This is a genomic window from Prevotella illustrans, assembly GCF_017426725.1.
Taxonomy (GTDB): Bacteria; Bacteroidota; Bacteroidia; order Bacteroidales; family Bacteroidaceae; genus Prevotella; species Prevotella illustrans.
This window is the reverse complement of record NZ_JAERMS010000004.1, coordinates 100,070-116,170: the sequence shown is the minus strand read 5'-3', so window position 1 is coordinate 116,170 and position 16,101 is coordinate 100,070. Positions and strand designations below refer to the sequence as shown.

Here is a 16,101-nt window from a genome sequence, read left to right as displayed (position 1 = left end):
CTAAATTATTCTTTACCTTTTATAAATAAAAAGCAATACACTTATTGTTTGTGATCGTCTAACCAATCATCTAAGATTTTGCGGGCAATACTTAATTTTTCCGGAATATGGGGCAATGTGTCTTTGGTAAACCAATTACCATTTGTCAATTCTTCCGCTTGTAATTTTATATCACCGGATACATAATCCGCGTTGAATCCAACCATCAGCCCACATGGATATGGCCAAGGTTGACTACCAAAGTATCGAAGGTTTTCTATCTTGATTCCCGTTTCTTCCATTACTTCTCGGTGAACAGCCTCTTCCAAGGTTTCGCCTGTTTCAACAAAACCCGCAACTAAGCCATAGAAGTCTGATTTGAAATTTCGGGCGTGTACTAAAAGAACTTCATTTCCGCGATGAACTAATACAATGACGGCTGTTGCTAATTGTGGCCAAACTTCTCTCCCGCAGGAAGAACATTGTTTACTGATGTTTGTATACATTTTCATTGGAGCGCCACAGACACCACAAAATTGTGTGCTGCGATCCCAATATAAAAGTTCATGGCATTTACCCGCCTTTAAATATAATTCATTAGACAGTTTATAAAAAGAAGAGCGGAGTCCACACCATTCGTAGCGACTTCCTTCCAGAAGAGAAGATTCAATATAATACGCTTTTACCTGTGTTCCATCTTCCATAGGAGAGATGTCTAAAACACGTGTTCCCGGTTTCAGGGCAACAGGGGGCTCTCCTGCCAAAGGTACAGAATACGTACCGTCAGACTTCTTCTCCAAAAGTAAGTCTGAGTTGAAAAAAACAAACCAATAATAATTCATTATTTATTGCCAAATAGGATAATACGATCCCTTTCGCCGGCAGGTATCGTCCAAACCTCCGGAATAAATTTCCAATTATGGTTAGGCTTAGGGTCAAGAACTCCTTGCTTTTCTATTTCCTGCATCAAGTAATATCGTTGATCTTTTTTACTCCGCCAGATAATACGCTTCTCTAATTCTTCTCTGGGGATTCCCGCGCCTTTAGTCAATAGCTCTCCTCCTCCATTGCCTCGATAGCTGTTTACCGCAACTTTATAAACTTTATTTTTATCAAAAATCTGGCCATTACTCATGTTGAGAATATTAACCTTTTCACCATAGGGCTTCGTTACGTCGACAGTATAATCTATACCGGCGGCACTATCAAAATTAAAAGAAAAATTTTTGAATCCCAGACGTTGTTGGTCGCCTTGCGTTTGATTATCAAGCAGCAGCAGGTGATCGTCCGGAGATTTCATTGTATTGATCCATAGATTATAGCTCATTTCCAGATATTTTTTAATCTCTTCCCCGGTAAGAGTCATAACATAGAGTTCGTTCTCAAATTTGTAGAGATTGAACATATCAGAAACATAGACCGGTCCCGCATGAATAGCAGCGTCGAAGAGAAGAGGGGCATTGAAAGAAATGTCCGCTCCTGTAATCTTTAATTGCAAATTCAGGATTAAATCAGTAAAGGCACTGTTGCCGAAATACGAATCTCTTGAATATATTGTACTTTTAAATTCTCCGATTTTTTTATTAACAAATTCATTCACCAAGTCTGTTTGGTGTTTAAACCGCCGCACTAAATTTTGATCAATGGGTTCATTCGTGATGTCAACAAGTTTGCCTATAACGTCTGTTTTGGTTTTCTTTCCATTCACAAATGTTATATCAATTTGCGCATCTGCAACTGCCATGGCATTATTTGCAGGATTAAGACAGGTTACTTTATTTCCGTTGATATCCGTAACGGAACCATTAAATCTTGTATGGTCATGTCCAAATAGAATAAGGTCGAATCCGGGAACTTCTTTCGCAACTTTAAGTGACGCGTCTTCTTCATAATCTTTTGTAACGATTCCCCCTTCTTTACCACTGTGAAACAGTCCGATAATCACATCAGGACGTTCGACTTCCTTCACATATTTAACCCACTTTCCGGCGCTTGTAACCATATTCTCAAATCGCAAGCCGCTCCATAAATCTTCTCTCAACCAGTTGGGTATAGCGGGTGTCAACAAACCAATAACAACAATCTTAACTCCATCACGATACAACACAGAATAGGGCTTGGTATAGGGTTTGTTAGTATGTGTATTGATAATATTCGCGCCTAAAACAGGGCAATTAAGTTCTTTGACCCATTTATCATAAACAGCGTGCCCCGTTTCTATATCATGATTCCCAAAGTTTTCTACATCATATTGCATATAATTCATAATATCCGCCGCAATATTTGTACTGCCGGTGTTTATGTAATTATAATAATAGCACGTAGGTTGACCTTGGAGAATGTCGCCATTATCAAGTAAGATAACATTCTTTCCGTAATCTTTTCTTAGAGAATTTACATAACTACTAACTCTTGCCAATGACCCTTTTTGAGGTTTTCTGTTTATAAAGTCATAGGGGAAAAAGCAGCCATGAACATCACTGGTTTCTATTATTCTTAATGAAACTTTCTTGATTTGAGCCATGGACGTAGAGTGTGTTGCAAATAGGAAGGCACTTGCGATAAAGAAATATTTTAAACGCATTTGAATGAATACTAAAATATAATTGATATGTTTTTTAATATCGATGAATATTTGTAAAAAGAATTTTATCTTAAATCGATAATCTCTGCTTTGGGATAGTCTTTAGACGGAAAAACAAATAGGGCATCAGACAACTTTCTGTTGTTAATGTTACTGATGGTTATAACCGTCCACTGGTCACCTTGCTTCATTTTAATCAAACTCGGTTTGTAGTTTGATTTGTTGATTGTAATATAAAGTTCTTGGATGCTACGTTGCTTGTTTTGGGCTGTCAGATGAACAATATAAGAGCCTTTAGCCTTTTTCAAGCTCATAGAGTCTCCGGTTTTATAAATGGTAATAAATTTGTAAGGATTCATCTGAGCCTGCTTAGCTTCATCCGGTACCGATATGTTGACCTCATTTGTACTCTTCATATAAGTCCATTGTGTTTTTCCATTATACCACACCGTTGCCATTGAAGTCTTCGCGCAAAATTTATTTCCTTTTAACAATATAGTTCCTTGCGAACTGATATGATTGCTCTTAATACTGAAATTCGCGACAGTCCCTCCGTGCGATGTAATGACTTGTGCAGCCTTATCTAAAATTTGGCGTGCGTTTTGGGCTATGGCTAAATGACTCGTTGTCAATAAGCAAATAACAAGAATGTATTTTATATTTATTTTCATTTCCAATAAATAATATTGATATTTATCCTCTAATTTGGGCTATAAGACTCTGTAATTGGCTATCATCCGCAATCAACACATCCCTTGGCTTGCTACCTTGAGCCGGTCCAACGATACCATATTGCTCAAGCTGATCCATCAATCTTCCTGCTCGGTTATAACCAATAGAGAATCTACGTTGTATCATGCTCGTGGAGCCTTGTTGTGAAATAACAATAGCATGAGCAGCTTCTTCAAAATAAGGATCCAAAGAATGGGTGTCGATACTTCCTCCTTGTCCGACGGAGAATCCTCCTTGTTCCTCGGTTGCCGGCTCCGGTAATTCCAAAGGCTCAATAGGGCCGGGCTGATCTGCAATAAATTCATTCACAGACTCTATTTCCGGCGTATCGATAAAGGCACATTGGACTCTCACGGGATCTCCTCCACCAAGGAAAAGCATATCGCCTTTGCCTACCAATTGATCGGCACCTTTCTTATCAAGAATGGTACGTGAGTCAATAACAGATGTAACACGGAACGCAATTCGTCCCGGGAAATTGGCCTTGATATTACCGGTAATGATTTTTGTAGTAGGTCTTTGGGTTGCAATAACCATATGGATACCAACGGCTCGTGCCAACTGCGCAATTCTTGCTATGGGTTGCTCTATCTCTTTACCTGCGGTCATTATCAAATCGCCAAACTCATCTATAATGACAACGATGTATGGCATGTATTCATGTCCCTTAGTCAATTCCAGACGACGATTTAGAAATTTTTGATTATATTCTTCTATCTTTTTCACGCCGGCCATCTTCAGCAAATCGTAGCGGTGATCCATAAGTTTACAAAGGGAACTTAAAGTCCGCACAACCCTACTTACATCGGTAATAATCGGCTCTTCATCATTTTCCGGTAAACATGCCATGAAGTGAGAAGCAATCTTGTTATAGATAGAAAACTCCACTTTCTTGGGATCAACAAGCACAAATTTGAGCTCATTAGGATGCTTCTTATAAAGGAGCGAGGTTATAATCGCGTTCAAACCTACCGACTTGCCTTGTCCGGTAGCACCAGCTACCAGCAAATGAGGCAACTTATGAAGGTCAAACATAAAAACTTCGTTTGAAATTGTTTTACCAATTGCTACAGGGAGTTCCATTTTGTTGTCTTGAAACTTTTTAGAATTTAGACAACTTTCCATAGAAACTATTTGTGGTTTTTTGTTTGGCACTTCTATTCCAATCGTTCCTTTTCCCGGAATAGGCGCGATGATACGGATACCTAACGCAGATAGGTTTAGGGCAATGTCATCCTCCAGTCCCCTGATTTTACTAACCCTGACACCTTCTGCCGGAGTTATTTCATAGAGTGTAATAGTTGGACCAACCGTTGCGTTGATTTTACTAATACTAACCCCGAAACTGTTTAAAACTTCTATAATACGCTGATTGTTAGCTTTGATTTCTTCCATATCAATTACCGGACAATCAGAATCATTATATTTTTTTAAAAGACTTAACGTTGGTTTCTTATATTTTGTAAATGGTTCAAGCGGATTGATGGGGGTATTTAGAATCTCCTCTATCGTTTTTTCGTTAGCGACCTCTTCTTTGGGGGCTGCCTCTACGGTCAATTCAGATCCATTATCGGACTTCATGGATCGTTCCTGAGAACCGATTATCGCCGGGCGCTTTTGTGGAGCGTCTATTACAATATCTGAAAGGTCAACGACAGGAGAAGGTACATCCACAGGAATATCTCCCAGCTTAGTATCATTCACTAAATTTTCAATTTCACTTTTCTTTTCCTGATCAACTGTGTCTCCATCCAAATCATTTTCACGTAGAGACTGCTCAGGCCCTTCCTTTTCTTGAACGGCAGGCTCTTGGTGAGGTTGCATATTTGTAATGGTAAGATGAACTTTACTTGTGAGATACTTTACCGGATTTAAAGCTTTTCTTATTACGTTTATCGTTTCTGCACTTAAATAAGTCAAAAAGGCTAAAGCAACAAACAGTAAAAGTCCGGTTAACCCCGGCGGGCCAATCAAATTCTCAAGTTGTTGTACACAAAAAAGCCCGTGATTGCCTCCCGGATTGAAAACTTGATCGCCCATGACAGGTGTAAGAAATTTTGCGAAGGTAACAGAAGTCCATATCATGACAAGCATGGTACCGAAAAACCATGAAAGCAAATTAATCTTATATACTTTCATTAATTGCAGCGCGGACAGAATCATGAAAGCCGGTATCATGACCGCAGGTAAGCCAAAATTAACAGTAATGAGGTAATAGGATATGATTGCGCCAAGAGATCCGCAATAGTTTGTAAAGGATTTATCTGTATTAATCCATTCACCAGGTCTCATGTCTTCTAAAATGCTTTGGTCAGCTTGGCCTGTCGCGAAATAAGACACCATTGCCATGATGATATATACGGATATGATAAGGAGGATTATGCCAAATAAAAAATCTGCTTTTTCATTACTAATAATATTTTGAAAGCCGACTGCTTGGCCTATATTCTTAGGCTTACGGTCAGATTTTTTTCTTGCCATCTTGATTTTTCTTATAATTTTGATTATAAAATTAAACATTAGGCAGCTTAATTCTATACATCGCCTTTGTTTATTTTCTTGCAAAAATAGTGGAAAAAACTAAGATACGACCATATTTCCATAACTTTTTTCTAAATTTGCAGTTTCTTAGAGGAATACGATGGGAAAGATTATATATAATAAATTTGACAAACAATTAATCGCTAATTTGCCACAGGTGCTTTTCCCCGGAAAAATTGTATCCGTAACTACGGAAAGTGAGGCAGATAAAGCTGTTATTTATTTGTTAGGTTGTAGTGTTTTAGGTGTTGATACTGAAACCAAGCCAACTTTTAGGAAAGGACAGAATCATAGGGTCTCCTTATTACAGGTGGCCAGCAAAGATATATGTTTCTTGTTTCGACTTAATTTAATAGGAATTACAGATTCGATCAAGAAATTACTTGAAAACAAGGTAGTTCCTATGATAGGATTGTCTTGGCACGATGACATTCTTTCACTGCATAAAAGACGGCCGTTTACACCTGGATATTTTATTGATTTACAGTCGATTGTTGGAGAAATAGGAATAAAGGATTTAAGCCTTCAAAAACTGTATGCCAACATCTTTCACCAGAAGATAAGTAAGCGCCAAAGATTGACTAACTGGGATGCGGATATTTTAACGGATAAGCAAAAAGAATATGCGGCAACAGATGCGTGGGCATGTATAAATTTATATGAAGAAATCAATCGGTTAAAATTAACAAGAGATTATCAATTAATTGTCGTGAAAGAAACTGAGCCTGCGTCTCCAAATCATGAATAGTTTTTCAGGCAACATTATATTTATTTTATCGAATAATCAGGTTAGCTATGACAAAATATAAGAATGTGTACCTAAAGCGCGGCAAGGAAGAAAGTTTAAAAAGATTCCATCCTTGGGTATTCTCCGGCGCAATCCTCCGTATGGAAGAAGGTATTCTTGAAGGTGAAATCGTTAGAGTTCTTACAAGCAATAATGATTTCATTGCTTTGGGGCATTATCAGATCGGATCTATTTCTATTCGGATTCTTACTTTCGAAGATGTCACTATAGATGAGGGCTTTTGGAAAGCAAGAATTCAATGTGCCTTAAATGCTCGCTTAGCCATAGATATAGCTGATAATCCGACAAATAACACTTTCAGGTTGGTTCATGGTGAAGGTGATAATTTACCGGGATTAGTGGTAGATTGTTATGGCGAAACAGCTGTCATGCAAGCTCATAGTGTAGGTATGCATATCGACAGGGAAATTATTTGCAAGGCTTTGGTCGACGTGATGGGTAACAGAATAAGAAATGTTTATTACAAAAGTGATACGACATTACCATTCAAGGCCGATTTACATCAACAAAATGGTTTTATCCACGGTTCAACGACGAATGATATCGCAATAGAGAATGGAGTAAAGTTTCATGTGGACTGGTTGCGTGGTCAAAAGACTGGCTTTTTTGTTGATCAGCGTGACAATCGTTCATTACTGGAGCATTACGCAAAAGATAAAAGTGTACTCAACATGTTTTGTTACACGGGTGGGTTTTCTGTTTACGCGATGCGGGGAGGGGCCAAGCTGGTTCATTCAGTAGATAGTTCGGCCAAAGCAATAGAGTTAACAAACGAGAATATATCTTTGAATTTTAAAGGTGATACGCGCCACGAAGCTTTTTGTGAAGACGCATTTAAATATTTGGACGAACATGATGACAAATATGATTTAATCGTGTTAGATCCGCCTGCCTTCGCAAAGCACAGAGGAGCACTGCATAATGCGTTAAAAGGTTATACCCGCCTTAATGTCAAAGGATTACAACGAATAAAAAAGGGGGGGCTCTTATTTACATTTAGTTGTTCTCAAGTAGTCACTAAAGAAAATTTCCGTAACGCGGTATTTACTGCTGCTGCACAGTCTGGCCGTAATGTTCGCATTTTGCATCAGTTGCATCAACCTGCTGATCATCCTATAAATATATATCACCCGGAAGGTGAATATCTCAAGGGAATTGTTTTATATGTTGAGTGATTTAAAGCTCTATGACTAAGTTCATTGAAAAAATCCACGAGTTTATCGTCGAGAATCATTTACTCGACAAGGATAAGAAATATCTGCTTGCACTCAGTGGCGGAGCTGATAGTGTGGGGCTTTTAACTGTTTGTATTCAGCTGGGATATACCATAGAGGCTGTCCATTGCAATTTTCATCTCAGAGGAGAGGAATCAGATAGGGATGAGCGTTTCTGTGAGCGATTATGTAGTAGCAAGGGGATACCATTTCATTGTGCCCACTTCTCAACGAAAGAATACGCTAAGACTCATAAGATTAGCATAGAAATGGCTGCGCGTGATTTACGATATAAATATTTTGAACAGCTTAGAAACGATATTGCGGCCGAAGCTATTCTTATTGCTCATCATCAGGATGATAGTGTTGAAACTATTTTGATTAATCTCATACGAGGCACAGGACTGCGCGGATTACAAGGTATAAAGCCCCAAAACGGCAATATAACAAGACCTTTGTTAGCGGTTTGTCACGATGAGATCGTAAACTATTTGAATTCTATTCATCAGGATTATATCGTTGATAGCTCAAATTTGGTTGATGATGTACAGCGAAATAAATTACGATTAAAAATCCTGCCATTATTACGAGAACTTAATCCTTCCGTATCTTGTAGTATTATCAAAACAGCTAAAAGGATACGTATGGCTGTTCAGTTTTTTGATTGTGCGATAAATGACAGTTTTGAAAGAGTAGTCATCAAACGAAGTGAGAATGAATTGCGTGTTTCAATCTCAGCGCTTGAAAGAGAATGTGCGCAAGAGTATATTTTGTTTGAATTATTACGGCCATACCTTTTCTCTCCCAAACAGGTTGAACAGATTGCGTTGCATTATAATTCCAATTCAGGACAGATTTGGGAGTCGTCTAAGTTTGTATTGTTGGCAGATAGGAATGAGCTCATTGTACAACTTAAAAAAACAAGAAGTAATAAGGTGATGAAAATTCCAGAGATGGGAGTTTATGTATATGACGAAGACCAAAGGTTTACTTTTGAGACAATCCCATGCACTTCATGCTTTGTTCCCAGTAAAACTAATAATGTAATTACAATTGATTTGGATAAGGTTAGTTTTCCCATATTTATCAGACATTGTAGACAGGGAGATAAATTTAGTCCCTTTGGAATGAAAGGTAGAAAACTAATAAGTGATTTTTTGACAGATTTGAAGTTAAGCCTTTTTGCAAAGCAACAACAATTAATTGTAGAAGACGCTTCCGGACAAATACTTTGGGTTGTAGGAAAGAGAATTGATGATCACTTTAAGGTTACGGCCAATACACGAAAAGTACTGACAATCAAAGTCGATTAGAGTTGTATAAAATCATAAAAAGCCATATTCTACAACGTGTAAAATATGGCTTTTTATCATTATGAGTTATTAATATATGTGGAAAACCTTAATAGCTTCTTGCAATTATCACCCGGTATTTTGCAGGTTTCCCACTCACCATATCAACTCCGGGAGTCTGTTCATACGCAAATGGAACGCAGCGGATAGTAGCTTGAGTTTCTTCCTTGATTTTTGCTTCTGTTTCTTCTGTGCCATCCCAATGGCAAAGGAAAAATCCTCCTTCTTTTATACGAGTTTTGAAATCTTCATAGTCTTCGCAAACATAAACATGGTCATCACGGTATTTACGGGCCTTTTCGAAGATGTTCTGTTGAATATCCACAAGTAATTTTTCGATACGACTTACAATGCCATCAAAGTTGACACTCTCTTTTTCAAGTGTATCACGTCGCATAATTTCTATGGTGTTATTTTCTAAATCACGACCTCCCATGACAAGACGAACAGGCACACCTTTTAATTCATAGTCTGCAAACTTAAATCCCGGGCGCTTATTATCCGAATCATCATACTTGACGGTAATACCAAGCTCTTGTAATTTATCTATTACCGGTCGCAATTTTTCTGTGATTGCTACATGCTGCTCCTCACCTTTATATATCGGTATAATAACAACCTGAATAGGAGCCAACTTTGGAGGGAGGACCAACCCATTATCATCTGAATGAGCCATGACTAAAGCTCCCATAAGACGAGTGGAAACTCCCCATGACGTAGCCCATACATACTCAGGCTTGTTCTCCTTATTCAAGAAAGTTACATCGAAACTTTTTGCAAAGTTCTGCCCAAGAAAGTGGCTCGTTCCACTTTGAAGTGCTTTACCGTCTTGCATCATGGCTTCGATCGTATAAGTGTCTAAGGCCCCGGCAAAGCGCTCTGTTTCACTTTTAACTCCTTGTAAAACTGGAACTCCCATCCATTTTTCAGCAAACTCTGCATAGATTTTAAGCATTTTCTGTGCTTCTATTTCTGCTTCTTCTCGGGTTGCGTGCGCAGTATGTCCCTCTTGCCATAAAAACTCAGACGTTCTAAGGAATGGACGAGTTCGCATTTCCCATCTCATGACGTTACACCATTGGTTACACATGATTGGCAGATCTCTCCAAGAATGAATCCAACCTTTGTATGTATTCCATATAATAGTTTCTGATGTCGGACGGATTATGAGCTCTTCGTCTAATTTAGCAGAAGGGTCAACCATCACACTATTACCATCCTCACCGGCCTTGAGTCGGTAGTGAGTTACAACGGCGCATTCTTTTGCAAATCCTTTTACATGCTCCGCTTCCCTACTTAAAAAACTTTTGGGGATAAGCAATGGAAAATAAGCATTCTGTACACCTGTTGCTTTGAACATCTTGTCAAGTTGCTCTTTCATTTTCTCCCATATTGCAAACCCATAAGGTTTGATAACCATACATCCGCGTACAGGAGATTGTTCTGCTAAATCTGCTTTTATTACAAGATCATTGTACCATTGGCTATAGTTATCAGCCCTTTTGGTCAACTCTTTCAATTCTTTTGCCATTAGTCAATATTTATTTGTTATAATTTCTTTATGATGATAAATCTTTACAAGTTATATAGACAGAATACACAAGAGTAAATTTATACAAGCTATAGGGAAATCCCTATAGTTTGATAGGATATTGTCTTTGATGATCTCATGTTTCTATAATACCTTTGCACCAGATTCAATGATTGCAAAATTACATAAAAAAGTTCAATAGTGTCCTAAATAATTTTCAAAAAGTGAAGAAAGTTGTTTTCACTAAGGCAAAAAAGTTTTATCTTAGTGTCTACCCAAAACCAAAACTTCCTTCATGACAAAGATAACACTTTTCGTTCAAATAATCCGACAATTACCTAAAGATTTAATCAAATCTCTGATTAAAAAGCATGGAACGGACAAACATTAGCTCACTCAATCATTTGTGGGGACAAGTCCGCAAGCGATGAAGTTATTATAAATCTGTCAATCGTTTATGGGAGCGGGAGAGACGCACCGGTGATGAAGTCTCCGGCTTCATCACTTGTAAGCCCATCCAATTGATTCAGCGTATCCGTGATTTTGTCAGAAAAAACTACCTGATTTTAACACTTCTACACCGCGTCATTTAGCTGCCGGCACGCCGAAAAAGGCCTTCACTTTGCCGATTTCGATACCCTTTCATGCCCAAAGTTATCCTTTTATCGGCTCAAAGCACAGCGATTACGCCGCCAAACCATAGCTTTTAGCCGATGAAAGGGCCGCGATTACAGCCTGAAAGCATAGCGATTAAGGGCGAAAAAGCGAAGAGAAAACAGCCTTAAAAGTACAATGTGTTGATAACCAACGTTTTATAAACTTGCTCTACAATCGCTTATTTTCGTCCGGCGCTTTTCTTTTTCAGAATAATGCCACTTTTTTGATGGTATATGTAAAGATAATTCAGGGTGCGGTAGATATCATCGATACTTGTAAACCTGTCCCCACTAATTTTCTACTGACCCGGTCAGAGATGTACAATTTACCGTTGAAACAAAATACGTCAAATCATATGATTTGATGAAACTTTGTATGCGTTTTCACAAAATTATTTAGGACACTATTGAAAAAAGTTAACAAAGCTGTGGCGTTGGTAAAAAAAACGATTACCTTTGCAGAAAATTGACATATTGAATAATAAACTATTATATTTAAAAAGATTAGAGATTATGAAGAAATTTAAATTGATGACATTAAGCATGTGCATGCTGGCTATTTGTAGTTGTGCAACCAAGCAAGGGACAGGAGCTCTAATTGGAGCCGGTGGCGGTGCTCTTCTTGGGGGTATTATTGGCAAAATTGCAGGAAACACAGCAGTTGGTGCGGCAATAGGAACTGCTGTGGGAACAGGCACAGGTGCAATTATTGGCAAACATATGGATAAAGTGGCAGCAGAAACTGCAGCTAAGGTTCAAAATGCCAAAGTAGAAGAGGTTACGGATGCAAACGGGCTCAAAGCAGTAAAGGTGACATTTGATAGCGGAATTTTGTTTGCGACTAATAAAGCTACGTTAAATTCAACAAGCAAAGGTGAGTTGGCAAAGTTCTCTACTGTGTTGAAAGATAATAATCAGTGCTATGTGGATATTTATGGACATACCGATTCTACAGGTAATGATGGTATCAATATTCCTTTGAGTAACAACCGTGCTATTAGTGTTGCTAATTATTTAAAAAGTTGTGGTGTAAATGCCGCTCAATTGCAGAATATTAATGGCAAAGGCAGTTCAGAACCGGTTGCAGATAATTCAACTTCAGCCGGCCGCCAACAGAATCGCCGTGTAGAAGTTTACCTCTATGCAAGCAAGGCTATGGTGGAAGCTGCCAATAATGGCACATTGAAATAAATGCTGTTTACATAATAATAATTTGTAGAATGGTCATCGTTATGTTGATAGCGATGACCATTCTTGCATTATAAAAACGGTTTTAGTTATTATTCTACATGTTTACTCACAAAATTTGGAAGGCTTTTAGATGGACGTTAGGGCTATTTTTAGCCACCTCGTTTTTGAGTGTTATCCTTCTGAAATTTCTTCCTGTCTATATTACCCCATTGATGGTCATTCGTTGCTTTCAACAACTTAGTAATGGTGAAAGCATAACCCTTCATCATCATTGGGTATCATTAGATGATATATCTCCCAGTATGCCGGTCGCCGTAATGGCAAGCGAAGATACGCGTTTTCTTTTGCACCATGGCTTTGATTATGCAGCTATTGAAAAAGCAGTACGGCGAAATATGAAACACAAAAAGAAGTTAGGAGCAAGTACTATTAGTCAACAGACTGCTAAAAATGTTTTTCTTTGGCCAGGCCGTAGCTGGTTGCGCAAGGGTTTTGAAGTCTATTTCACTACATTAATAGAACTAATGTGGAGTAAACAACGTATTATGGAAGTATACTTAAACTCTATAGAAATGGGTAATGGTATTTATGGCGCAGACGCTTGTGCGGAATATCATTTTGGCAAGAAAGCCATCGAACTGACACGGGCTGACTGTGCCTTGATAGCGGCAACATTGCCCAATCCAAGGGTATTTAGCAGCAAGATTCCAAGTGCATACATACAGAAACGACAACGGCAGATTCTGAAAAACATGCGTTATATACCAAGTTTCCCCAAAGCGGGTGAGGACTATGATCCAAACACGGCGGTAGGAGGAATTTATCACCATCGCTAATAATATTACTTCCTATTTTAATTTTGAAATGAACATATTAGAAGAGCTTAATCAATCACAGAGAGCAGCCGTTGAATATAATGAAGGGCCTGCACTTGTTATCGCTGGCGCAGGTTCCGGCAAGACTCGTGTACTTACTTTTAAGATTGCTTATTTGCTACAACAAGGATATCATCCATGGAGTATTTTGGCATTGACTTTTACTAATAAAGCTGCAAATGAAATGAAAGCAAGAATTGCGGCAATTGTTGGTGAGGAAAAGGCACATTATCTTTTTATGGGTACCTTTCATAGTATTTTTGCAAAGATCTTGAGAGTAGAGGCTACGCGATTGGGATTCTCTTCTAATTTTACCATCTATGATGAGAGTGATAGTAGGTCGCTGTTGAAGACAATTATCAAAGAGATGGGGCTTAATGATAAAGTTTACAAGCCTGCTTTTGTGCACAAGAAGATTTCTTTAACTAAAAACAAACTGATTTTACCAGCCGCATATAGCAGTAATTCTGCATTGTTAAAAAATGACCTAAGAGACGATATGCCTGAAATGGCAAAAATCTACTTAAATTATAACCAGCGCTGTCTGAAATCCAACGCAATGGATTTTGATGACTTGTTGGTTCATACATTCACGTTGTTTCAGAACTTTCCTGATATTTGCAATAAATATCAGGATCGCTTTGATTATGTCTTGGTTGATGAGTACCAGGATACAAACTATGTTCAGCAGCAAATTGTCTACATGTTGACGCAAAAGAAAAAGCGTATATGTGTAGTAGGAGATGATTCGCAGAGTATTTATAGTTTCAGGGGGGCTAACATTGATAATATCCTGAGCTTCCGGCAACAATATAATGGAGCTAAGCTTTTTAAATTGGAACAGAATTATAGGTCTACTCAAAATATTGTAAAAGCAGCCAACAGTTTAATAAAAAAGAACACGCTTCAGATAGAAAAAGAAGTCTTTACTTGTAATGCCGAAGGGGAAAAAATACAATATAGAAGCGCTCATAGTGACAAGGAAGAAGCTCTGATCGTATGTAAAAATATAAAGAGGATCAAGCGCGAAGATGATTGTAACTATTCCGATTTTGCCATTCTGTATCGGACAAACTCTCAAAGTCGAAGTTTTGAAGAAGAGTTACGAAAACAGAATATTCCCTATAAGATTTTTGGAGGTTTAAGTTTTTATCAGCGCAAGGAGATAAAGGATATAATCGCGTATTATCGTTTAGTAGCCAATCCCGATGATGAAGAAGCATTGAAAAGGATTATTAACTATCCCTCTCGCGGCATAGGGGATTCTACCATGGCAAAAATATCAGATTGCGCAATAGAAAATGCAACAAGCTTTTGGCATGTGATCAGTGATCCTGTCCATTTCAATTTAGATATCAATCAAGGAATTGCCGCAAAGCTTTCAATATTTCATAGTTTGATCCAGAGCTACATACAACGAGCCGACAAGGAAGATGCCTATGAGTTAGGGGCGGATATTATTAAAACATCAGGAATTAATAAAGACATTTATGGTGATACATCACCGGAAGCAATGGCTCGTCAAGAGAATGTTGATGAATTTCTTGGCGCTATACAAAACTTTGTAGAAGAGCGTAGAGAAGAAGGAAGAATAGAAGAGGCTGGAATTTCTGACTTTTTACAGGAGATTGCATTGCTTACGGATATAGAAAGCGAAGACGAGCATGGCGAAGATAAGGTAAACCTTATGACTATTCATAGCTCTAAAGGATTGGAGTATGGAACGGTTTTCATCGTCGGAATGGAACAAAATATTTTCCCGAGCCCTCTGTCTGCAAGTTCATTACGTAGTTTGGAAGAAGAGCGTAGATTGTTGTACGTTGCAATTACACGGGCAGAGCGGCATTGTTTCTTAACCAATGCGCACAATCGCTGGCGCTACGGAAAGACAGAGTTCTGCACCCCCAGCTGTTTCCTTACAGAGATAGATTCTCGCTTTATGTCTGTAGAGGAAGAAGTCGATATGTATGAGAATACTGCCCACAAAGAGTATGATGAAAGATTGAACTCTCTTCGTACAGCTTTCTCTATGGAACGACAAGATTCCGGTAGATATTTGAGAAAAAAGGTAGACCCACAGGAAGCAGAAGCAAGCTCCATTACAAGCATTAACACCTCTCAGGGCAAACTATCTATTGGAACCTTGATTGAACATCAGCGTTTCGGTTTGGGAAAAATCGTCAAATTAGAGGGTACCGGTGAAAATCAAAAGGCAACTGTCGAATTTGAAAATAGTGGGAGTAAACAGTTACTTCTTAAATTTGCCCGTTTTACGATTGTCAAGTCATAAATAGTTTCTACCAAAAAATTATCCAATATTACAGGTTCGGGATAAGTTTTTTCTCTAAAGACTGATTTGCGTCTACCGGGAAATATCGTGGTGTGAGCCGTTAGGGCATGATTTATCACTTTCCGCCCGGACAATCAAGCCGTGGCGTTTGCCCGTGTTGAGCAAAGCTGCTGTCATTTGCCGGGACGTTTGCTCAGCGTGAGCATTTAGCATCCGTTTCGCTTTGACGTTTGCTCAAGCTGAGCATTTAACATCTATTTTGCTTTGACGTTTGCTCAACTTGAGCAAGCCTGCCGTCATTTGCCGTGACTTCCCGCCCGGGCAATCAAAGCATTAAAACACTGCTAA

General features: G+C 38.5%; 11 protein-coding genes. 6 read left to right on the top strand and 5 right to left on the bottom strand.

Features of this window, described 5'->3' with window-relative positions:
• Positions 1–41: 41 nt before the first annotated feature.
• The 4 genes from nudC to JHU38_RS02610 form a co-directional block, all read right to left on the bottom strand.
• On the bottom strand, positions 42–821 hold the full coding sequence (gene nudC, locus JHU38_RS02625; protein ID WP_107582583.1) for an NAD(+) diphosphatase: 780 nt from the start codon (positions 819–821) through the stop codon (positions 42–44).
• Entirely contained in the window at positions 821–2,563 is a 1,743-nt protein-coding gene (locus JHU38_RS02620) for a bifunctional metallophosphatase/5'-nucleotidase (protein ID WP_369917271.1), read from the bottom strand. Before JHU38_RS02620 ends, nudC begins: the two co-directional genes overlap by 1 nt.
• A gap of 65 nt (positions 2,564–2,628) precedes the next feature.
• Positions 2,629–3,234, bottom strand: coding sequence for a LolA-like putative outer membrane lipoprotein chaperone (locus tag JHU38_RS02615; RefSeq protein ID WP_232369808.1), 606 nt, complete (start codon positions 3,232–3,234; stop codon positions 2,629–2,631).
• A gap of 22 nt (positions 3,235–3,256) precedes the next feature.
• Positions 3,257–5,776 (bottom strand): FtsK/SpoIIIE family DNA translocase, encoded by a 2,520-nt coding sequence (locus tag JHU38_RS02610; RefSeq protein WP_107583146.1) that lies wholly within the window; start codon positions 5,774–5,776, stop codon positions 3,257–3,259.
• A gap of 160 nt (positions 5,777–5,936) precedes the next feature.
• On the opposite strand from JHU38_RS02610, the gene JHU38_RS02605 reads away from it, so the two are divergent.
• Genes JHU38_RS02605 through tilS form a run of 3 tightly spaced genes read left to right on the top strand, consistent with a single transcriptional unit; the run spans position 5,937 to position 9,171 of the window.
• Complete coding sequence (locus JHU38_RS02605; protein WP_107582585.1) at positions 5,937–6,584, top strand: 3'-5' exonuclease; 648 nt, start codon at positions 5,937–5,939, stop codon at positions 6,582–6,584.
• 47 nt (positions 6,585–6,631) lie between these two features.
• The gene (locus JHU38_RS02600) at positions 6,632–7,819 is read left to right on the top strand and encodes a class I SAM-dependent rRNA methyltransferase (protein WP_107582586.1); all 1,188 of its coding nucleotides are present in this window, start codon (positions 6,632–6,634) and stop codon (positions 7,817–7,819) included.
• 11 nt (positions 7,820–7,830) lie between these two features.
• On the top strand, positions 7,831–9,171 hold the full coding sequence (gene tilS, locus JHU38_RS02595; protein ID WP_107582587.1) for a tRNA lysidine(34) synthetase TilS: 1,341 nt from the start codon (positions 7,831–7,833) through the stop codon (positions 9,169–9,171).
• Positions 9,172–9,259: 88 nt separating this feature from the next.
• On the opposite strand, the gene proS is transcribed toward tilS, so the two are convergent.
• Entirely contained in the window at positions 9,260–10,741 is a 1,482-nt protein-coding gene (proS, locus tag JHU38_RS02590) for a proline--tRNA ligase (protein ID WP_107582588.1), read from the bottom strand.
• A 1,169-nt stretch (positions 10,742–11,910) separates the two neighbouring features.
• Between proS and JHU38_RS02585 the strand changes: the two genes are divergently transcribed.
• The 3 genes from JHU38_RS02585 to JHU38_RS02575 all read left to right on the top strand — a co-directional run bounded on the left by JHU38_RS02585 (position 11,911) and on the right by JHU38_RS02575 (position 15,753).
• Positions 11,911–12,588, top strand: a complete 678-nt coding sequence (locus JHU38_RS02585) for an OmpA family protein (RefSeq protein WP_107583148.1) — start codon at positions 11,911–11,913, stop codon at positions 12,586–12,588.
• 98 nt (positions 12,589–12,686) lie between these two features.
• Positions 12,687–13,424, top strand: coding sequence for a monofunctional biosynthetic peptidoglycan transglycosylase (gene mtgA, locus JHU38_RS02580; protein ID WP_107582589.1), 738 nt, complete (start codon positions 12,687–12,689; stop codon positions 13,422–13,424).
• Positions 13,425–13,452: 28 nt separating this feature from the next.
• Positions 13,453–15,753: an ATP-dependent helicase gene (locus JHU38_RS02575; protein WP_199222675.1), complete on the top strand. Its 2,301-nt coding sequence runs from the start codon at positions 13,453–13,455 to the stop codon at positions 15,751–15,753.
• Positions 15,754–16,101 lie beyond the last annotated feature (348 nt).